Source organism: Streptomyces coeruleoprunus (assembly GCF_039542925.1).
GTDB lineage: Bacteria > Actinomycetota > Actinomycetes > Streptomycetales > Streptomycetaceae > Streptomyces > Streptomyces coeruleoprunus.
In genome coordinates, this window is the sequence record NZ_BAABIT010000001.1 from 1,302,084 (window position 1) to 1,321,773 (window position 19,690).

At 73.8% G+C, this 19,690-nt stretch carries 16 protein-coding genes; 4 read left to right on the plus strand and 12 right to left on the minus strand.

What is annotated here, in order from left to right; all coding sequences use genetic code 11:
• Positions 1-2 precede the first annotated feature (2 nt).
• From ABEB09_RS05665 to ABEB09_RS05680, 4 genes are read right to left on the minus strand one after another with little or no spacing between them, the layout of a single operon-like run.
• Positions 3-2,156 carry a xanthine dehydrogenase family protein molybdopterin-binding subunit gene (locus ABEB09_RS05665; RefSeq protein ID WP_345687716.1) on the minus strand — a complete coding sequence of 718 codons (2,154 nt, stop codon included), beginning with the start codon at positions 2,154-2,156 and terminating at the stop codon, positions 3-5.
• Between the two features lie 14 nt (positions 2,157-2,170).
• Positions 2,171-3,178, minus strand: a complete 1,008-nt coding sequence (locus ABEB09_RS05670) for an FAD binding domain-containing protein (RefSeq protein ID WP_345687718.1) — start codon at positions 3,176-3,178, stop codon at positions 2,171-2,173.
• Positions 3,175-3,720 (minus strand): (2Fe-2S)-binding protein, encoded by a 546-nt coding sequence (locus tag ABEB09_RS05675; RefSeq protein ID WP_345687720.1) that lies wholly within the window; start codon positions 3,718-3,720, stop codon positions 3,175-3,177. Before ABEB09_RS05675 ends, ABEB09_RS05670 begins: the two co-directional genes overlap by 4 nt.
• A gap of 48 nt (positions 3,721-3,768) precedes the next feature.
• Positions 3,769-4,269, minus strand: coding sequence for a DUF5709 domain-containing protein (locus ABEB09_RS05680; protein WP_345687722.1), 501 nt, complete (start codon positions 4,267-4,269; stop codon positions 3,769-3,771).
• Between the two features lie 285 nt (positions 4,270-4,554).
• Between ABEB09_RS05680 and ABEB09_RS05685 the strand changes: the two genes are divergently transcribed.
• Complete coding sequence (locus tag ABEB09_RS05685) at positions 4,555-4,812, plus strand: hypothetical protein (RefSeq protein ID WP_345687724.1); 258 nt, start codon at positions 4,555-4,557, stop codon at positions 4,810-4,812.
• A 95-nt stretch (positions 4,813-4,907) separates the two neighbouring features.
• Here ABEB09_RS05685 and ABEB09_RS05690 read toward each other — a convergent pair whose 3' ends face one another.
• The 8 genes from ABEB09_RS05690 to ABEB09_RS05725 all read right to left on the minus strand — a co-directional run bounded on the left by ABEB09_RS05690 (position 4,908) and on the right by ABEB09_RS05725 (position 14,934).
• Positions 4,908-6,083 carry a calcium-binding protein gene (locus ABEB09_RS05690; protein ID WP_345687726.1) on the minus strand — a complete coding sequence of 392 codons (1,176 nt, stop codon included), beginning with the start codon at positions 6,081-6,083 and terminating at the stop codon, positions 4,908-4,910.
• Positions 6,084-6,376: 293 nt separating this feature from the next.
• On the minus strand, positions 6,377-6,550 hold the full coding sequence (locus tag ABEB09_RS05695) for a hypothetical protein (RefSeq protein ID WP_345687728.1): 174 nt from the start codon (positions 6,548-6,550) through the stop codon (positions 6,377-6,379).
• A 113-nt stretch (positions 6,551-6,663) separates the two neighbouring features.
• Positions 6,664-7,764, minus strand: coding sequence for a glutamate--cysteine ligase (locus tag ABEB09_RS05700; RefSeq protein WP_345687730.1), 1,101 nt, complete (start codon positions 7,762-7,764; stop codon positions 6,664-6,666).
• Positions 7,765-8,151: 387 nt separating this feature from the next.
• The gene (locus tag ABEB09_RS05705) at positions 8,152-9,288 is read right to left on the minus strand and encodes an XdhC family protein (protein WP_345687732.1); all 1,137 of its coding nucleotides are present in this window, start codon (positions 9,286-9,288) and stop codon (positions 8,152-8,154) included.
• Between the two features lie 52 nt (positions 9,289-9,340).
• A complete protein-coding gene (locus ABEB09_RS05710) occupies positions 9,341-10,783 on the minus strand; it encodes an NCS2 family permease (RefSeq protein ID WP_345687734.1) in 1,443 nt (480 codons plus the stop codon).
• A 268-nt stretch (positions 10,784-11,051) separates the two neighbouring features.
• Complete coding sequence (gene pucD / locus ABEB09_RS05715; protein WP_345687736.1) at positions 11,052-13,460, minus strand: xanthine dehydrogenase subunit D; 2,409 nt, start codon at positions 13,458-13,460, stop codon at positions 11,052-11,054.
• Entirely contained in the window at positions 13,460-14,041 is a 582-nt protein-coding gene (locus ABEB09_RS05720; protein WP_345687738.1) for a (2Fe-2S)-binding protein, read from the minus strand. Before ABEB09_RS05720 ends, pucD begins: the two co-directional genes overlap by 1 nt.
• Before the next feature lie 2 nt (positions 14,042-14,043).
• Complete coding sequence (locus tag ABEB09_RS05725; protein ID WP_345687740.1) at positions 14,044-14,934, minus strand: FAD binding domain-containing protein; 891 nt, start codon at positions 14,932-14,934, stop codon at positions 14,044-14,046.
• A 283-nt stretch (positions 14,935-15,217) separates the two neighbouring features.
• Here ABEB09_RS05725 and ABEB09_RS05730 point away from each other — a divergent pair, with 283 nt between their 5' ends.
• The 3 genes from ABEB09_RS05730 to ABEB09_RS05740 all read left to right on the plus strand — a co-directional run bounded on the left by ABEB09_RS05730 (position 15,218) and on the right by ABEB09_RS05740 (position 19,681).
• Entirely contained in the window at positions 15,218-16,933 is a 1,716-nt protein-coding gene (locus ABEB09_RS05730; protein WP_345687742.1) for a PucR family transcriptional regulator ligand-binding domain-containing protein, read from the plus strand.
• 68 nt (positions 16,934-17,001) lie between these two features.
• A complete protein-coding gene (locus ABEB09_RS05735) occupies positions 17,002-17,991 on the plus strand; it encodes a pentapeptide repeat-containing protein (RefSeq protein WP_345687744.1) in 990 nt (329 codons plus the stop codon).
• 181 nt (positions 17,992-18,172) lie between these two features.
• On the plus strand, positions 18,173-19,681 hold the full coding sequence (locus ABEB09_RS05740) for a SulP family inorganic anion transporter (protein WP_345687746.1): 1,509 nt from the start codon (positions 18,173-18,175) through the stop codon (positions 19,679-19,681).
• The last annotated feature ends 9 nt before the right edge of the window (positions 19,682-19,690 follow it).

Below are 19,690 nucleotides of genomic sequence, written 5' to 3' on the forward strand. Positions count from 1 at the left end.
CCCTATTGTGCACGCCGGCGCTCAGGCGAGCGCCTCCTCCCCGAGCGCAGCGCGGGCAGGACCCGGTCCGGGGTGAGGGGCAGCTCGCGGAACCGTACACCCGTGGCGTGGTGGACGGCGTTGCCGATGGCCGCGGCGGCGCCGACGATGCCCAGCTCGCCGATGCCCTTGCTGCCCATCGGGTTGAGGAGGCTGTCCTCCTCGTCGATCCAGTGCGCCTCCACGGCGGGCACGTCGGCGTGGACCGGCACGTGGTAGGACGCGAGGTCGCTCTCGGTGAAGTCGCCGTGGGCGGCGTCCATGGTGCTGTGCTCGGTCAGGGCCATGCCCAGGCCCATGATCATGCCGCCGGTGAGCTGGGAGCGGGCCGTACGGGGGTTGAGGATCCGCCCGGCGGCGAACACGCCGAGCATCCGCCGCACCCGCACCTCGCCGGTCACGGTGTCGACCTGGACCTCGGCGAACTGGGCGCCGAAGGCGTGGCGGGCGTACGGCGGGGTGCGGCGCGCCTCGTCGGTGGTGTCGGCGTCGGCGCCGATGCCCTCGTCCGGCAGGGGGCCCTCGTGCTTGGCGACGAGCGCGGCCAGCTCGGTGCAGGCGTTGTGGACGGCCCAGCCCCAGGAGGCGGTGCCGGAGGAGCCGCCGGCGAGGGAGGCGCGCGGGAGACGGCTGCTGCCGATCTCGACGCGTACGGCCTCCAGGGGCGCTTCGAGGGCGTCGGCGGCGATCTGGGCGAGGACGGTGCGGGCGCCGGTGCCGATGTCGGTGGCGTTGATGCGGACGGTGTACGTGCCGTCGGGGTGCGCCTGGGCGGTGGCCGTGGAGGGGGCGACGTACGCGGGGTAGGTGGCGGCGGCGACCCCGGTGCCCAGCAGGAGGGCGCCCTCCCGGCGGGCGGCGGGGTTCGGGTCGCGGCGCTCCCAGCCGAAGCGGCGGGCGCCCTCGCGCAGGCACTCGACGAGGTGGCGGCTGCTGAAGGGGCGGCCGCTGTCGGGTTCCGTGGCCGGCTCGTTGCGCACGCGCAGTTCGACCGGGTCCATGCCCAGGGCCTCGGCGAGCTCGTCCATGGCGGACTCCAGCGCGTACATGCCGGGGGTCTCGCCGGGAGCGCGCATCCAGGAGGGGCTGGGCACGTCGAGGGGGACGACCCAGTGGCTGGTGAGGCTGTGGGCCGAGCCGTACATGACGCGGGCGGGCACGGCGGCCTGTTCGACGAACTCGGTGATGCGGGAGGTGTGGGTGGTGACCTCGTGGATGACGGCGGTGAGGTGGCCGTCCCGTCCGGCGCCGAGGCGGACGCGGTGCAGCGTCGGGGCGCGGTGGCCGACGACGGCGGGCATGTGGCGGCGCGGGAGGGCGATCTTCACGGGCCGGCCGGTGCGCATCGCGGCCATGACGGCGAGCACGACGTGCGGGCGGGGCGTGCCCTTGCAGCCGAAGCCGCCGCCGACGTGGTCGGAGACGACGGTGACCCGTTCCGGGGCGAGCCCGAACAGGGAGGCGAGGACCCGCCGCACGTACTCGCTGCCCTGGCTGGAGTCGTGGACGATGAGCCGGCCGCCGGCGAAGTGGGCGGTCGCGGCGTGCGGCTCCATGGGGTGGTTGTGGAGCGGCGGCACGCGGTAGGCGGCGTCGACGCGGACGGGCGCGGCGGCGAACGCGGCGGGGGCGTCGCCGCGCTCGCGGAGGGCGGGGTAGCCGCCGTTGGCCTCCTCGGGCAGGTAGGCCTCGGGGTGGTCCTCGGCGAGGACGACGTCGTGCGGCTCGGGCTCGTCGCCGTGGTCGGCGCAGGAGACGCGGACGGCCTCGGCGGCGGCGCGGGCGTTCTCCAGGGTGTCGGCGACGGCGAGGGCGACGTACCAGCCGCGGTGCGGGACGGTGTCGTCCTGGAGGACGCCGAGGTTGGGGTCGTCGGGGGGTGCCGCGAAGCGGGGCGCGTTGGTGGGGGTGAGGACGGCGAGGACGCCGGGCATGGCCTCGGCCTCGGCGGTGTCGACGGCGGTGATGCGCCCGCAGGTGACGGCGGCCGGGACGGGCCAGGCGTAGGCGCAGCCGGGCGGGGTGTGCTCGGCGGCGTAGTGGGCGGCGCCGGTCACCTTGTCGCGGCCTTCGAGGCGCTCGGCGGGGGTGCCGAGGACGGGCACGTGGGGGTGCATCGGTACCTCCGCGGTCAGGTGTGGCGGGCGGTGCGGGTCGTGCGGGCGAGGTCGGTGAGGACGGTCCGGGCGAGGTTGTGGGCGAGCTCGATCTTGTACGCGTTGTCGCGGAGGGGTTCGGCGGCGGACAGCTCCTCGTCGAGGGCGTGGACGAGGGCCGCGGTGGTGGGGGCGGCGCCGAGCAGGGCCGCCTCGGCGCGGCGGGCCCGCCAGGGCCGGTGGGCGAGCCCGCCGAACGAGAGGCCCACGTGCCGTACGGCTCCGGCGGTGTCCAGGTCGAGGACGGCGGCGACGGAGGCGAGGGCGAAGGCGTACGAGGCGCGGTCGCGGGCCTTGCGGTAGGCGGAGGGCAGCCCGCCGGTGGCGGCCGGGAGGGTCACGGCGGTGATCAGTTCGCCGGGCCGGACGACGGTGTCCTGCTCGGGGTGGTCGCCGGGGAGGCGGTGGAACTCGGCCACGGGGACGGTCCGTTCGCCGTCGGGGCCGTGGAGGGCGACGTCGGCGTCGAGGGCGGCGAGGGCGACGGCGAGGTCGGAGGGGTGGGTGGCGATGCAGTGCAGGGAGTGGCCGAGGACGGCGTGGTCGCGGTGGACGCCGTCGCGGGCTCCGCAGCCGCTGCCGGGTTCGCGTTTGTTGCAAGGCTTGGAGACGTCCTGGAAGTACGGGCAGCGGGTGCGCTGGAGGAGGTTGCCGCCCGTGGTGGCGGTGTTGCGGAGCTGCCCGGAGGCCCCGGACAGCAGGGCCCGGGACACGGCGGCGTACCGGGCGCGCACGAGCGGGTGGGCGGCGAGGTCGGTGCCGCGGACGGTGGCGCCGACGCGGAGGGAGCCGTCGGCCTGCTCCTGGATGTCGTCGAGGGGGAGGCGGCTGATGTCGACGAGGAGGTCGGGGGTCTCGACGCCGAGCTTCATCAGGTCGACGAGGTTGGTGCCGCCGGCCAGGTAGCGGGCGCCGGGCCGGCCCGCGTGGGCGGCGGTGGCCTCCTCGACGCTGTGGGCGCGTACGTAGGCGAAGGGCTTCACCGGATCACGTCCTCGACGGCCTGCACGATGTGGGGGTAGGCGCCGCAGCGGCAGAGGTTGCCGCTCATCCGCTCGCGGATCTCCTCGGGGGTGAGGACCACGGGGCCCTGAGCGGGCGCGGCGGCGGGGTCCGTGACGTACGAGGGGTGCCCGGCGGCGGCCTCCGCGAGCAGCCCGGCGGCGGAGCAGAGCTGGCCGGGGGTGCAGTAGCCGCACTGCAGGGCGTCGCGGTCGAGGAACGCCTGCTGGAGCGGGTGGAGGGGGGCGCCCTCGGGGGCGAGGCCTTCGACGGTGGTGACGGTCGAGCCGTCCTGGGCGACGGCGAGGAGCAGGCAGCCGTTGGCGCGCCGTCCGTCGACGAGGACGGTGCAGGCCCCGCACTGCCCGTGATCGCAGCCCTTCTTGGCCCCGGTCAGCCCGAGGTCCTCGCGCAGCACGTCGAGGAGGGTGGCGCGGTGGTCGACGGTGAGGGTGCGGGGCGTCCCGTTCACCCGGAGGGTGACGGACGACTGGTACGGGGAGCTGGTCGACTGCTCGGACACGGGTGCCTTCCGGGGTGTCTGGGACGGGGCGCGGGGCCGGGGGCCGGGTCAGTCGGGGCCCTCGCCCTCCTCCGGGACGACGTGGACGGCGGCCTCCTCAGCGGACGCGGCGGCGCCGTCGACGCCGACGTCGCGGGCGATCAGGTCCTTCTCGTCGTCGCCGTGCGCGCCCTCGTCGGGGGCCACGAGGCGGCCGGAGCGGTCGCGGCCCACCTCGTCGTCGACGGGTTCGCCCATGCCGCCGGGCAGGTCGCCGATGCCGTCGCCGTTCATGTCGGGGCCTTCGCGGGCCTGGGCGGCCGGGTCGGGGACCTCCCGGGCGATGCGCTCGTCGAGCGTCTCGCGTTCGCGCTGCTCGCGCGCGGTGGTGCCGGTCTGCTCGACGGCGAGCGGGCGCTCGGGCGGTGACCAGCCTTCGTCGTACGGGTCGGCGGCGCGGTCCACCAGGGTGTCCTCCCTGTCGAGGATGCCGTGGTCCTCCCTGACCTCGCGGTCGTCGGTCGGGTCCGGCTGGTAGACCTCGTCGCCCATGTGCTGTTCGGTTCCCATGGCTGGCTCCCGTGTGCTGTCGGTCTGCCGGGACTACGCCTCGCGTATCCAGCCTGGGACAGGTCACACCTCCCGGCACTCCGGGCGGGCGGGACGGCGTGCAAGCGGGCGACGGAATGGGCCTCGCCCCGGGGCACCGGGCCTCGGCGCGCGGACCGGCACGGCGCTGGCTCATCCTGGAGACGAAGCGGTGGTACCGCGGTCGCCCGGTGCGCGGCGCGCGTCGCCGGATGCCGACCCGGCGCATCGACCAGGTCCACCTGCCGGGAAGGAGGTGACCGGCCGGTGAGGGCACAGCCGGAACTCCGAGCCGGGGCCGGGTCTTCGGCGCGGACGTACTGGGAGTGCGTCGGGCACCGGGACTGGCGGCCGGTGACCGTCCGACTCCGGTACGGCCCCGTGGCCGGCGACCCGGTGACCAGGGACCTCCTGCCGGAGGTACGGACCACGGCTCTGGCCCCGCGCAATGTGCTGGTGGAGCGGCCGGACGGGAGGCGGGACGTACGGCCGGTGCGGGTGCTGCGGCGGGAGCGGCCGCGGTGAGCCTCCGCCGGGGTGCGGCTCGGCGTCTGCGTGCCGGCGGGGAAAGCGTCGCCCGGGGCGGGAGCACGGGATCCTCGAAGCGCCGGCCGGGCGTTCTACGGGACGCCGACCACCGTCTCGCACTGCAGGGCGACGTCGCCGCCGCCGGCTTCACCGTCGCAGATGTCGGTCTGCGGCCCGCCATGGAGCAGATCGTCGGCCGGCCCGGCCCGCAGAGTGTCGTTGCCCCTGTCGCCGAAGAGGCGGTCCCGTCCGCCCGAGGTGCCGACGGTGGCGGTGGCCTCGAAGTCCACGTTGTCGCCGAAGAGTGTGTCGTTGCCGCCGAGGCCCCTGACCACGTCGTGGCCGGCGTCGGTTTCGGTGACGTCCACCACCGAGCTGTCACCGACGAGGATCTCGCGCGCGCTCGTGCCGGTGATCGTGTCGTTGCCGGCTCCGGTGGCACCGCCTCCGGTGGGTTCGAGGATGTTGTGGTCGCCGGCGGCGAATTCTCCGACGTTCCTGAGGACGTCGTTGCCGCCCGCCCCTCGGACGCTGAGGACCGCCTCGCTGTCCCCGACCATGCCGTTGGCTCCGGGGCCTCCGTCGAGCACATCGTCCCCGGCGCCGATGGCGTGGCCGCCCCCGCCGAGGATCAAGGGGCGTGCCGCGCGGGAATCCCCGACCAGGCTGTCGTCGCCCCCGCCGCCGAAGATGCGGTCGTTGCCCCCTCCGGTGGCGGTCGTGCCGGCGGCGAACGTGCCGCTGTCGCCGTGGATGCGGTCGATGCCGGGTCCGCCGTCGATGAGATCGTCACCGCCGCCGGTGGCGTTGCCGCCGTCCGAACGTGAGTCTCCCGTGATGAACTCGTCCCCCGGGCCGCCGTAGAGGCGGTCGTTGCCGCCGCCCTCGACGTCCGCGGTCGCGCTGTAGAGGTCGCCGCGGATGCGGTCGTCACCCGTTCCGCCGTCGACCTGGTCGTCGCCGAGGCCGCCCTGGACGGCGTCGTTCCCGCTCCGGCCGCAGATCAGGTCGTTCCCGCCCCTGCCGTCGATGTCGTCATCGCCGGGGGAGCCGATGATGACGTCGTCGCCTTCGGTGCCGTTGATGGTGCCCGCGCCGGTGATGGTCGCCGGACGGCCGAAGCAGCTGGGCTGGGCCAGGCTTCCTGCGGCGATCGCGGGGACCCCGAAGGTGACCAGCGTTGCTGTGACGAGGCCGGTCGTCAGAGTCCGCCGGGCCGTTGCGCGGCGGGATCCACCGACCCGCTGGGGGACGGAACGCACCTTCATGCATAACCTCCGGTTGCCGGACACCGTCGTCCAGGTCGGCGCTGCGAAGGATCGGTCGGATCACCCTGCGTCTCGCCCTGGCGGCGCGAAGGAAGTGCCTGATGAGACATCTGGACCCTATGCACCGGCCTCTTCGGGCGCGACCGTGGCCTCGCATTCGGGTGAGGGCGAACCGCGCCCGGCCGGAGCAGGCGACGGCCCGGCGGCGGGGGCCGCCGGGCCGTCGTCCGGGCCGTTCGTCGTGCGGGGGCCCGCGCCGGGAGGGGTGGGCGTTCCTTCCGGTGCGGGCCGCCTCAGAGCTGGTCCGCGTACTCCCGTATCAGTCCTGGGGCGTCCCAGCTGAGCAGGCGGTCGGCCTGCTGGTGGGTGATCTCGGCGAGCCTTCTCGCCTCGGCCAGCACATCGCCGTGCTCTCTGACGAGCTGGTCGTAGATGGGCGAGCCGGGCGTGTGGGGACGGTAGGTCACGGCGGGCGCTCCTCGGTACGGCGTGGGCGGTGATCCGGGCGCTCCGGCGTCTGCCCCGGAGCGCACGGATCATGCGGAATCCGTCCTACCGTTTCATCCCCGGGACGGCACCGTCAGCCGACCCCCTCCTGTGTACGGCGTACGCACTCGGCGACGACGGCGCGAAGCGTGCCGTACCGCCGCAGAAGGTCCCGCTGGACGTGCGCCCCGGTGCCGCCGCCCATCAGGTCGGCGAGGGCCTTGTGGGCGTGGGCGAGGTCGCCGTTGTCGTCGAGCGCGGCCTCCACGTGACCGAGGAGGGCCTGGACGACGCGCTCCGCCGGGGCGGGGCGCATGGTGAGCGGGTGGAGCAGCTCGTCGTCGAGCCCGGAGCGGCCGGCCCGCCAGGCCGCGGCGCGCAGCAGCCCTATGGGGTGCCGGGCGGGCGGCTCGCCCTCGCGCCACTCGCGGGCCGCGGTGTCCACCAGGGCGCGGGCCAGGATGGCGACGAGGACCGTGGTGGAGGCGTCGAGGCAGACGTCGGCGGCCCGGATCTCGACGGTGGGGTACGTGTGGGACAGCCGGGCGTCGAAGTAGACCATGCCCTCGTCCTGCAGGACCCCGGTGGACACCAGGTCGCTGACCTGCTGGTGGTAGCGGTCCGCCGAGCCGAACAGCTCGACGGGCCCGGCCGACGGCCAGCGGCCCCACACCCGGCTGCGGTAGCTGCTGTAGCCGCTGTCGTGGCCCTGCCAGAAGGGCGAGTTGGCGCTGAGGGCGAGCAGGACCGAGAGCCAGGGCCGTATCCGGTCGAGGACGGCCACCCCCTCCTCGTCCGAGCCGACCGACACGTGGACGTGGCAGCCGCAGGTGAGCTGTTCGAGGGCGGTGAGGCCGAAGTGCTCCCGGATCCACCGGTAGCGCCTGCCGTCGTTGAGCGCGGGCGCGACCGGCAGGGGCGAGGTGGCCAGCGCGACCACGGCCGCCCCCGCCTCGGCGGCGTGGCGGGCCGCCTCCCCGCGGCAGCGCTCTATCTCGGCGGCCAGATCGCTCATGGCGGTCCGGGGACTGGTCCCGAACTCCAGCTGCTGCCCCTGCAACTCCTTCGTGAAGGCGTGCGCCCGGCCCTCGTTCCGCCGGGCCGCTATGGCCAGCACCGCTGTGGAGAGCGCCTGCGGCTCCCCCGTCCGCGGGTCCACCAGGAGGAGTTCCTCCTCCACTCCGACACTGCGCAAAGGAACCCGCCTTTCCGATCGCATCCTGAAGGGACTACTGACGGAATTGCCGGACTTGCCGAACGTGCTGGACGACCGGACGTACGCAACGCCGGTGGTACGGGCCGCCGTACGTGCTGGATCGCCGGGCGTACGGGATTGCTGGACGCACCATCATCCCGGCTCGGGCGGCGGTGCGCACCGTCCCGGGAGGCCCCGAGCGGTATCTGGCGAGTTCCCGCCGCAACCGGCCGGGAACGGCCGTGACCCCCTTCCCCGCCGCCTCCGCGGTACGGCGCGACCCCTCCGCCCACAGGCCCGCACCGCACCGGCGGTCCTGGCGGCCGGGACCGGGGGTGCCGCGCGGGCGGTGGGGGCGGTGGGGGCGCGGAAGGGGCCGCGGGGCCGTCAGGCGACCGACTCGATCCGGCCGGACGGGGTCGTGGGGCCGTCGTGGTGGATGGGCGTGTGGGCGCCCGTCAGGGACACCCCGCTGCCGCCGCGGCGGTTGGCGACGATCTCGGCGCCGATCGACAGGGCGGTCTCCTCGGGGGTGCGCGCGCCGAGGTCGAGGCCGATCGGGGAGCGCAGCCGGGCGAGTTCCAGCTCGGTGACGCCGGCCTCGCGGAGCCGCCGGTTGCGGTCCTCGTGGGTGCGGCGGGACCCCATGGCGCCGACGTAGGCGACGGGCAGCTTCAGGGCCCGTACGAGCAGCGGCACGTCGAACTTGGCGTCGTGGGTGAGGACGCACAGCACGGTGCGGGCGTCGACCTCGGTGGACTCCAGGTACTCGTGGGGCCAGCCGACGACGATCTCGTCCGCCTCGGGGAAGCGGGCGGCGGTGGCGAAGACCGGCCGGGCGTCGCACACGGTCACGCGGTAGCCGAGGAACTTGCCGACCCGGACGAGCGCGGACGCGAAGTCGATGGCACCGAACACGATCATGCGCGGGGCGGGCACGCTCGACTCGACGAGCAGGGTGAGCGGCTGCCCGCAGCGCGAGCCGTCGGCGCCGATGGTGACCGTGCCGGTGCGGCCGGCGTCCAGCAGGGCGCGGGCCTCGGCCGCGGCCGTGCGGTCCAGCTCGGGGTGACCGCCGAGCCGGCCCTCGTACGAGCCGTCGGGGTGGACGAGGAGGGCGGTGCCCATCAGCTCGGACGGGCCGTCGGTGATCCTGGCCAGGGCCGCCGCCTCCCCTCCGGCGGCGGCCGCCAGGGCGGCGGGGTAGACCCCGCCGCGGACCGGGGTGACGAGGACGTCGATGACGCCGCCGCAGGTGAGCCCCACGGCGAAGGCGTCCTCGTCGCTGTAGCCGAAGCGTTCGAGCACGGTCTCGCCGTCCTCGATGGCCTGCCGGCACAGTTCGTAGACGGCCCCCTCCACACATCCGCCCGACACCGAGCCGATCGCCGTGCCGTCGCCGTCGACGGCGAGCGCGGCGCCCGGCTGGCGGGGCGCGCTGCCGCTGACGGCCACGACGGTGGCGACGGCGAAGTCGCGTCCCTGCTCGACCCACTGGCCGAGCTCTTCGGCGATGTCCAGCATGTCGGCCTCCTTGGGCTGGGGATGGATGTGGGGAGGGGGCCAGGGGCGGGCGTCAGTGCCCGGTGCCCGTGGCGAAGTAGAAGACGAACACCGCCGAGAGGATCCACATGAGGATGCTCGGCTCGCGCCACTTGCCCTGGGCCGCCTTGATGGCGCAGAAGGCGATGACGCCGGCGCCGACACCCGTGGTGATGGTGTAGGTGAACGGCATCAGCACGACCGTCAGGAAGACGGGGACGGCGACCGACCAGTCGCTCCAGTCGACGTGGCGGGCGTTCTGCAGCATCATCGCGCCGATGACGACCAGGGCGGCGGACGCCACCTGGCCGGGCACCAGCTGGGTGAGCGGCGTGAAGAACAGGCACGCGGCGAAGAACAGGCCGGTGACGGACGCGGACAGGCCCGTGCGGGCGCCCTCGCCGACGCCGGTGGCCGACTCGATGAAGACGGTCTGTCCGGAGGCGCTGGTGACGCCGCCGATCGCGCCGCCGGCGCCGTCGATGAACAGCGCCTTGTTCAGGCCGGGCATCCGGCCGGTGGCGTCGGCGAGCCGGGCCTCCTGGCCGACGGCGATGATGGTGGCCATCGCGTCGAAGAAGCCGGCCAGCACCAGCGTGAAGACGATCATGCCGACGGTGGTGTAGCCCAGCTGCTCCCAGCCGCCGAACTCGACCTCGCCGAAGAGCGAGAAGTCCGGCATCGAGACGAAGCTGCCGTGCAGGACCGGGGCCTTGCCGCCCCACGCCGCCTCGGGGATCCAGCCGAACGCGGTGCCGGCGACGGAGATGACCGTACCGGCGATGATGCCGAGCAGGATCGCGCCGGGCACCTTCCGCGCCTGGAGCATGAAGATCAGCAGCAGGGTGACGGTGAACAGGAGGACCGGCCAGCCGGTCAGCGAGCCGCCGACGCCGAGGGTGACGGGGCCGCCGCCCTCGCCCTTGCCGACGAAGCCGGCGTTGACGAAGCCGATCATCGCGATGAACAGTCCGATGCCCATCGTGATGCCGTGCTTGAGCGCCAGGGGTATGGCGTTCATGATCACTTCACGGACACCGGTGACCACCAGCAGGCAGATCACGGCGCCGTAGACGACACACATGCCCATGGCCTGCGGCCAGGTCATGTTGGGGGCGACCTGCGTGGACACGACGCCCGCGACACTCAGGCCCGCCGCGAGAGCGAGCGGGACCTTGCCGATGAGACCCATCGCCAGAGTGGTGACCGCCGCTGCGAGGGCGGTGGCGGTGATCAGGGCGGGCTGGCTCAGCTTGGTGCCGAGCACGTCCTCACCGCCGAGCAGCAGCGGGTTGAGCAGGAGGATGTACGCCATGGCCATGAAGGTCGTGACGCCGCCGCGCACCTCGCGCGCGACCGTGGATCCTCTGTGGGTGATGTGAAAGTACCGATCGAGCCAAGACCGTCCGGCGGGGATGCGCGTGCCTTCGCCCGCGTCTTCCGAGACGGTCTTCGGCTCCACTGACGACTGGGTCATGGTGCCTACTCCCAAGGTTCATAGGGGCACCCGCGGAACTCCGTACGGGGCGATCTGCGGGATTTGGGATGGTGCTTGGCTGCACGACCCGGGGACGGCCCGAGACGAACTGGGTACTGCGTGGGGGGTTGGGAGGTGGGGGGTCTGACATGGGGGGTCGGGGACCACGAGCGGTGCGGTCCGGCTTGCGGGGGGTTGCTCCGGGCGGTGCGGGCTGCGGACTTGTGACGTTCCTGGGAGGCACGCACCGCCCGGAGGGCTGGGGGTGTTACGCGGTTCCGGTGAGGTGCTCCGGGCGGACCGGCGTCCGGTTCAGCTCCAGGCCCGTCGCGTTCCGGATCGCCGCGAGGACGGCCGGGGTGGACGACAGGGTCGGGGCCTCGCCGATGCCGCGCAGCCCGTACGGCGCGTGGTCGTCGGCGAGTTCGAGCACGTCGACCGGGATGGTCGGCGTGTCGAGGATCGTGGGGATGAGGTAGTCCGTGAAGGAGGGGTTGCGGACCTTCGCGGTCTTCGGGTCGACGATGATCTCCTCCATGACCGCCACGCCGAGGCCCTGGGTGGTGCCACCCTGGATCTGGCCGACGACGGACAGCGGGTTGAGGGCCTTGCCGACGTCCTGGGCGCAGGCCAGCTCGATGACCTTGACCAGGCCGAGCTCGGTGTCCACCTCGACGACCGCGCGGTGTGCGGCGAAGGAGTACTGGACGTGGCCGTTGCCCTGGCCGGTGCGCAGGTCGAACGCCTCGGTGGGGCGGTGCCGCCACTCGGCCTCGATCTCGACGGCCTCGTCCTCCAGGACGTCGACCAGGTCGGCGAGGACCTCGCCGCCGTCGGTGACGACCTTGCCGCCCTCCAGGAGCAGCTCGGCGGTGGCCCAGGCCGGGTGGTAGCTGCCGAACTTGCGGCGGCCCAGCTCCAGGACCTTCTCGCGGACCAGCTCGCAGGAGTTCTTCACGGCGCCGCCGGTGACGTAGGTCTGGCGGGAGGCCGAGGTGGAGCCGGCCGAGCCGACCTGGGTGTCGGCCGGGTGGATGGTCACCTGGCTCACGCCCAGCTCCGTGCGGGCGATCTGGGCGTGGACGGTGACGCCGCCCTGGCCGACCTCGGCCATCGCGGTGTGCACGATGGCGACGGGCTCGCCGTTGATGACCTCCATGCGCACCTTGGCGGTGGAGTAGTCGTCGAAGCCCTCGGAGAAGCCGACGTTCTTGATGCCGACCGCGTAGCCGACACCGCGGACGACGCCTTCACCGTGCGTGGTGTTGGACAGACCGCCGGGCAGCGCGCGGACGTCGGCACCCTCGGTGGTCTCCCACTGGCGCTCCGGCGGCAGCGGACGCGCCTTGATGCGGCGCAGCAGCTCGGCGACGGGGGCCGGGGAGTCGACCGGCTGCCCGGTAGGCATGATCGTGCCCTGCTCCATGGCGTTGAGCTGCCGGAACTCGACGGGGTCCATGCCGAGCTTCTTGGCCAGCTTGTCCATCTGCGCCTCGTACGCGAAGCACGCCTGGACCGCGCCGAAGCCGCGCATGGCGCCGCAGGGCGGGTTGTTGGTGTAGAGGGCGATGGCCTCGATGTCGACGTCGTCGATGACGTACGGGCCGACCGACAGGGAGGAGGCGTTGCCGACGACGGCCGGGGACGCGGAGGCGTAGGCGCCGCCGTCCAGCACGATCCGGCACTTCATGTGCGTGAGCTTGCCGTCCTTGGTGGCGCCGTGCTCGTAGTAGAGCTTCGCCGGGTGGCGGTGGACGTGCCCGAAGAACGACTCGAACCGGTTGTAGACGATCTTGACCGGCTTGCCGGTGCGCAGCGCCAGCAGGCAGGCGTGGATCTGCATCGACAGGTCCTCGCGGCCGCCGAACGCGCCGCCGACGCCGGAGAGCGTCATCCGGACCTTCTCCTCGGGCAGGCCGAGGACCGGGGCGATCTGGCGCAGGTCCGAGTGGAGCCACTGGGTGGCGACGTACAGGTCGACGCCGCCGTCCTCGGCGGGCACGGCGAGGCCGGACTCGGGGCCGAGGAAGGCCTGGTCCTGCATGCCGAAGGTGTACTCGCCCTCGACGATCACGTCGGCGCGCTTGCGGGCCTCCTCCACGTCGCCGCGGATGATCGGCTGGCGGTGCACGATGTTCGGGTGCGGGACGTGCCCGGCGTGGTGGTCGTCGCGGCCGGGGTGCAGCAGCGGGGCGTCGGGCGCGGTGGCGGACGCCTCGTCGGTGACGACCGGCAGCTCACGGTACTCGACCTTGATCTTGGCGGCGGCGCGGCGGGCCGTCTCCGGGTGGTCGGCGGCGACCAGGGCGACCGGCTCGCCGTGGTGGCGTACGACGCCGTTGGCGAGGACCGGGGTGTCCTGGATCTCCAGGCCGTAGTTCTTGACCTCGGTGGGCAGGTCGTCGTAGGTGAGGACCGCGTAGACACCGGCCTGGGCCAGGGCCTCGGAGGTGTCGATGGAGACGATCTCGGCGTGGGCGACGGTGGAGCGGAGGATCTGGCCCCACAGCATGTCCTCGTGCCACATGTCCGAGGAGTAGGCGAACTCGCCGGTGACCTTGAGGGTGCCGTCGGGGCGGAGCGTGGACTCGCCGATGCCGCCCTTGGTCCGGGAGCCCTGGGTGACCTTGGTGGGGGTGCCCGCCGGGGCGGACGCGACCCGGGTGTGCTGAGCCATCAGACTGCCTCCCCCTGGCGGGCCGCGGCCAGGCGGACCGCGTCCAGAATCTTCTCGTAACCGGTGCAGCGGCAGAGGTTGCCGGACAGCGCCTCGCGGATGTCCTCGTCCGTGGGGGACGGGTTGCGCTCCAGCATCTCGTCGGCCGCGACGAGCAGGCCCGGGGTGCAGAAGCCGCACTGGACGGCGCCCGCGTCGATGAAGGCCTGCTGGATCGGCGACAGCTCGGTGCCTTCGCCGGTCTGGGAGTCGGTGCCCTTGGCGGACCAGCCCTTGGCCTCGTCCAGCGAGGTGCCGCAGGCGCCCGTGGCGCAGCCGCCCTCGGAGCGCTGCTTGGCGTAGTCGGCCAGGCCCTCGACGGTGACGACCTCGCGGCCCTCGACCTGCCCGGCGGCGACCAGACAGGAACAGACGGGCACACCGTCCAGGCGGACCGTACAGGAGCCGCACTCGCCCTGCTCGCACGCGTTCTTGGAGCCGGGCAGGCCCAGGCGCTCACGCAGGACGTAGAGGAGGGACTCGCCCTCCCAGACGTCGTCGGCCTGCTGCGGACGTCCGTTGACCGTGAAATTGACGCGCATGGTTATGCAGCTCCTTCAAGCGTGCGGGCGCTGCCGCGGTACTGCTCCCAGGTCCAGCCGAGGGTGCGGCGGGCCATGATGCCGACGGCGTGCCGGCGGTACTTGGCGGTGCCTCGTACGTCGTCGATCGGGTTGCAGGCGGCGGACGCGAGGTCCGCGAACTGCTTGGCGATCGACGGGGTGATGATCTTGCCGTTGTCCCAGAAACCGCCCTCTTCGAGCGCGGCGTTCAGGAAGTCCTCGGCCTCCTTGGCGCGGACCGGGGTGGGCGCGGCGGAGCCGATGCCCGTCCGGACGGTGCGGGTCTCGGGGTGGAGGGCGAGACCGAAGGCGCAGACCGCGATGACCATGGCGTTGCGGGTACCCACCTTGGAGTACTGCTGCGGGCCGTCCGCCTTCTTGATGTGGACGGTCTTGATCAGCTCGTCGGGGGCGAGCGCGTTGCGCTTGACGCCGGTGTAGAACTCGTCGATGGGGATGAACCGGCTGCCGCGCACCGACTCGACCTCGACCTCGGCGCCCGCGGCGAGCAGGGCCGGGTGGGCGTCGCCGGCGGGGGACGCGGTGCCCAGGTTGCCGCCAACCCCGCCGCGGTTGCGGATCTGGGGGGATGCGACGGTGTGGGAGGCGAGCGCCAGGCCGGGCAGCTCGGCCCGCAGGTGCTCCATGATCTGGGTGTACGGGACGGAGGCGCCCAGCCGGACGTTCTCCTCGCCGACCTCCCACTCGCGGAGCAGCTCGATGCGGTTGAGGTCCAGAAGGTACTCGGGCCGCCGGTGGTCGAAGTTGATCTCGACCATGACATCGGTGCCACCCGCGATCGGCACAGCCGTGGGGTGCTCCGCCTTGGCGGCGAGCGCCTCCTCCCAGCTTGCGGGGCGAAGGAAGTCCATGAGTGGCTCTCTTCTTCGTGAAAAGGGGCTGTTCGCCGGGACGGGGACGGCCGGCCCTGGACGTGGTGTTCATCTGGTGTTAACGCGTTATGGCCCCAGTACACCCAGCGGTGCTCCACCCGGTGCAGTCACCGAAACCATGAAGGAGTTGGCTGGTCTCCCCCGTCGTCTTGTAGATTCGAACGAAAGGCGAGGACCAGTAACCTCTCCGTTTCCCCCGGAAACGGTGGCCACAGGTCACCGGCGACAACGAGACACCACGAGACAGATCGGCGGCGACGACATGCGGCTGCGCGCACTGCTGGAGACCGACGCGCTGGGGTTGCGGCTGCTGGGCGGCGAGGACGAGCTCGACCGCACGGTCCGCGGCGTGATGACGACGGACCTGAGGGACCCCAGCAGGTACCTGTCCGGCGGCGAGCTGGTGCTCACCGGCCTGGCCTGGCGCCACTCCGCCGAGGACTCGGAGCCGTTCGTCCGGATCCTCGCGAGCGCCGGGGTCGCCGGCCTCGCGGCAGGCGAGGCGGAGCTGGGCGCGATCCCGGACGATCTCGTCCAGGCATGTTTGCGCCACCGACTGCCCCTGTTCGCAGTGAACGAGTCCGTTGCATTCGCAACGATCACTGAGCATGTCGTTCGACAGGTGTCGGGCGAACGCGCCGGGGACCTCGCGGCTGTCGTCGATCGCCACAGGAGGCTGATGACCTCCGGCCCGGCCGGCGGCGGACCGGAGGTCGTACTGGATCTCCTGGGCTCCGACCTGGACCTGCGTGCCTGGGTCCTCTCCCCCACCGGGCGCCAGATCGCGGGCGCCCGCACTCCCCTGCCGACCGAGGTCGGCGCCGCGCTCGCCGGGGAGCACCTGGCCGCGACGCGCACCGGGCGGCGCGGCCCGCACCGGGCGGTCGTGGCCGGAACGACGTACTCGCTCTTCCCGATCCGTAACACCGGGCGCGGCGCCGCACCGGCCGCGCGCGACGTCCGCGAGACCGTGCTGTCCGACTGGCTGCTGGCGGTCGAGGCGGACGCGGGCGACTGGCCCGCCGCGCGCCTGGACCTGCTCCAGGGCGTCACGCAGCTGATCGCGGTGGAGCGCGACCGCCGGGACGCGGCCCGCACGGTACGGCGCCGGCTGGCCCAGGAGGTCCTGGAGCTGGTGCAGACGGGCGCGGCCCCGGCGGAGATCGCCGCCCGGCTGCGGGTGGCCGCCCCCGTCCTGCTGCCCGGCCTCGGCGCCGCACCGCACTGGCAGGTCGTGGTGGCCCGCGTCGAGTGGGGCGACGGCTCGGCCGTCGAGGGCGGCCCCGTCGCCCAGGCGCTGCTGGAGGAGGTGCTGGTCGACCCCGCCACGACGGGCCCCGACTCGGCCGACCGGATCGCCGTCGCCCACACCGGCGACGAGGCCATCGCCCTGGTGCCGCTGCCCGCCGTACCGGCCCCCGTCCCGGCCGGTGGCCCGGACGGCGAGCCCGGCGAGCCCTTGCCCCCGGCCCCCACGGGCCCCGGTCTGCACGCCGACGCGCTGCTGGCCGCCGTGCGGGCGCCGCTGTCCGCGGGCCTCGCGGACGACGGGCGGCTCACGCTGGGCGTCAGCGCCGCCGTGCACTCCGCTGAGGGCCTGCGGGGCGCCCTGGAGGAGGCCCGGCACGCCCGCCGGGTCGCCGCGGCGCGCCCCGGCCGGGTCTGCGCGGCCGGCCACCACGAGCTGGCCTCGCACGTACTGCTGCTGCCGTTCGTGCCGGACGACGTGCGGCGCGCGTTCACGGCCCGGCTGCTGGACCCGCTGCGCGACTACGACCGGCGGCACCGGGCGGAGCTGATCCCGACGCTGGAGGCGTTCCTGGACTGCGACGGCTCCTGGACGCGCTGTGCCACCCGGCTCCACCTGCACGTGAACACGCTGCGCTACCGGGTGGGCCGCATCGAGCAGCTGACGGGCCGTGACCTGTCGCGCCTGGAGGACAAGCTGGACTTCTTCCTGGCGCTGCGGATGTCGTGAGCCGTGGGCCCGGCCCGTCAGGATCGCTGAAGACATCACGTACGAGAGAGAGCAGGGAACGCCCCGCCATGCCCGCACCCCGGGACACCCGCGACACCCCCCGCGCCGGCACCGGCGCCGGCTCCCGCCCCGCCTCCGGTCCCGACACCGGCCGCGACGAGCCGCGCGGCGACGAGCTGCGCGGCGACGAGCTGCGCGGCGACGAGCTGCGCGGCGACGAGCTGCGCGGCGACGAGCTGCGCGGCGACTGCGGCAGTTGCTTCGGCCTGTGCTGCGTGGCGCTGCCGTTCACCGCGTCGGCGGACTTCGCCGTCGACAAGCCGGCCGGTGAGCCGTGCGCCAACCTCGACGCGGAGTTCCGCTGCGGCATCCACACCCGGCTGCGCGACCGGGGCTTCCAGGGCTGCACGGTCTACGACTGCTTCGGCGCCGGGCAGAAGGTCTCGCAGGTCACCTTCGGCGGCCGGGACTGGCGCTCCGCCCCCGGCACGGCGCGGGAGATGTTCGCGGTGTTCCCGGTCGTACGGCAGCTGCACGAGCTGCTGTGGTACCTGACCGAGGCGCTGGCGCTGAAGCCCGCCCGCGCCCTGCACGGCGAGCTGCGCGCACTGCGGGACGAGACGGAGCGGATGACGCTCCTCTCCCCCGCCGAACTGTCCGGCCTCGACGTCGCCCGCCACCGGCAGGCCGTCGGCGACCTGTTGCTGCGCGTCAGCGAGCGGGTCCGGGCGGGTGTGCCGGGCGGTACCGGGAAGCGGAAGAACCGGCGCGGCGCCGACCTCATGGGCGCCCGGCTCAAGGACGCCGACCTGCGCGGTGCCCATCTGCGCGGGGCGTACCTGATCGGGGCCGACCTGACGGGCGCCGATCTGCGCCAGGCCGATCTGCTCGGCGCGGACCTGCGGGGCGCGCGGCTGGCGGGCGCGGACCTGACCGGCGCGTTCTTCCTCACGCAGCCGCAGGTCGACGCGGCTCTGGGGGACGCCCGTACGAAGCTGTCGGCGGCGCTGACCCGGCCGGCCCACTGGTCCGGCGCGCAGGACGGCACGGGGGCGTGAACCCGGCGTCGGCGAGCTCCTGTTGATCGATCGCGCCCTGCCGGACGAAGGTAATGCACAGGTAAAGTGCGGTGGGTTGGGGTGAACCCCCTGCTCCCTCACCCCACCGCTCGTCCTCTCTCTCCCCCCCCCCCCCGCACGCGAACCCCCCACCAGCACCACTCCGCGAGGGAACCCCCCTGTGCTCACAGCTCTGAAGGACCCTGCCGTGCTGCGGCAGGACGTGCTCGCGTCGTTCGTGGTCTTCCTGGTGGCCGTACCGCTATGCGTCGGCGTGGCCGTCGCCTCCGGCGTACCGGCCGAACTGGGCCTGATCACCGGCATCGTCGGCGGCCTGCTGGTCGGCGCGTTACCCGGCAGCACCCTCCAGGTCAGCGGCCCCGCCGCCGGATTGACCGTCCTCGTGTACGAGGCGGTGCGGACGTACGGCCCCGGCATGCTCGGCCCGCTCGTGCTCGCCGCGGGCCTGGTCCAGGTGGCGCTGGGGCTGCTGCGCCTCGGCCGCTGGTTCCGGGCCATCTCGGTGGCCGTGGTGCAGGGCATGCTCGCCGGCATCGGCCTGGTCATCGTGCTCGGCCAGCTGTACGCGATGGCCGACGCCGAGGCCCCGGCCACCGGTCCGGAGAGGATCGCGGGCCTGCCGGGCCTGGCGGGCGACCTCGTCACCGGGGGCGTCTCCCCGGCCGCGTTCGCCGTGGGCGCCGCGACGGTCGCCGTCCTGGTGCTGTGGCACAGACTCCCGCCCGCCGTACGGAAGGTCCCGGGCCCCCTGGCCGCGGTCGCCCTCGCCACGGCCGTGACCTGTCTCGCCGACCTGCCGGTCGCCCGGGTGGAGGTCCGGGGCCTCGTCCACGCCGTACGGCCGCCGGACGCCGAGGCGCTGGCGGGGCTCCTGACGCCCGGGGCGATCGGCACGGTCCTCGCGTTCGCGCTCATCGCGTCGGCGGAGACGCTGTTCGGCGCGGCGGCCGTGGACCGGATGCACAGCGGCCCGCGCACCGACTACGACAAGGAACTGATCGCCCAGGGCACCGGCAACACGGTGTGCGGCGCGCTCGGTGCCCTGCCGATGACGGCGGTCGTCGTCCGCAGCGCGGCCAACGTGCAGGCGGGGGCCCGGACTTCGCTGTCGCGGGTGCTGCACGGGCTGTGGCTGCTGCTGTTCGCCACGCTGCTCCCGGCCGCCGTGGGCGCCGTGCCGCTGGCGGCGCTGGCGGGCGTCCTGGTGCACGCGGGGACGAAGCTGGTGCCGTTCGGGGAGGTGCTGCCGCTGTGGCGCGACCACCGCGGAGAGGCGGTGGTGCTCGGCGTGACGGCGGTCGCCGTCGTCGTGACCAACCTGTTCGAGGGCGTGCTGCTGGGGCTGCTCCTGGCGGTGGTGAAGACCGCCTGGGACACCTCGCACCTCCACATCGAGGTCCGGCAGGGCTCGGCAGCCCCCTCCGGCGGACTGGTGGTCCGGGTCGCGGGCAACGCCACGTTCCTGCGGCTGCCGCGCCTGCTGGAGGCGCTGGAGGCGCTGCCCCACGACCGGCCCGTCGAACTGGACCTGTCGGGCCTGCGCCACCTGGACCACGCGTGCCGCCACGCCCTGGAGAACTGGGCGTCACGCCACGACGCCACGGCGACGTCCCCGGTCCGCTTCGACGGCCCGGGGCGACGGGGCGACGAGGAACGGGGCGAACCGTGACGGGTGGCG